Source organism: Mesorhizobium sp. M0678, assembly GCF_040320505.1.
GTDB lineage: Bacteria > Pseudomonadota > Alphaproteobacteria > Rhizobiales > Rhizobiaceae > Mesorhizobium.
Window position 1 is genome coordinate 1 of sequence record NZ_JAMYPT010000084.1, and the last position, 647, is coordinate 647.

Below are 647 nucleotides of genomic sequence, written 5' to 3' on the forward strand. Positions count from 1 at the left end.
AGCGACAAGAAGATCGGCGAGGACGCCATCCGCGAACTGATGGCTGCGGTCGATGCCTACATTCCGACGCCGGTGCGTCCGCTCGACAAGCCGTTCCTGATGCCGATCGAGGACGTGTTCTCGATCTCGGGCCGTGGCACGGTTGTGACCGGCCGCGTCGAGCGCGGCGTCGTCAAGGTCGGCGAGGAGCTGGAGATCGTCGGCATCCGTCCGACCACCAAGACGACCTGCACGGGCGTCGAGATGTTCCGCAAGCTGCTCGACCAGGGCCAGGCCGGCGACAACATCGGCGCGCTGTTGCGCGGTGTCGACCGTGAAGGCGTCGAGCGCGGCCAGGTCCTGGCCAAGCCCGGCACCGTCAAGCCGCACAAGAAGTTCGTTGCCGAAGCCTACATCCTGACCAAGGACGAGGGCGGCCGCCACACGCCGTTCTTCACCAACTACCGTCCGCAGTTCTATTTCCGCACGACGGACGTGACCGGCATCGTGTCGCTGCCGGAAGGCACCGAGATGGTGATGCCGGGCGACAACATCACCGTCGATGTCGAGCTGATCGTGCCGATCGCCATGGAAGAGAAGCTGCGCTTCGCCATCCGTGAAGGCGGCCGCACCGTCGGTGCCGGCATCGTCGTCACCATCAAAGAGTA

The 647-nt window shown here is 65.1% G+C and carries 1 protein-coding gene; it reads left to right on the forward strand.

From position 1 onward, the window contains the following. A partial coding sequence (locus NKI29_RS33375) for an EF-Tu C-terminal domain-related protein (protein ID WP_352726467.1) occupies positions 1–647 on the forward strand: 647 nt, incomplete at both ends.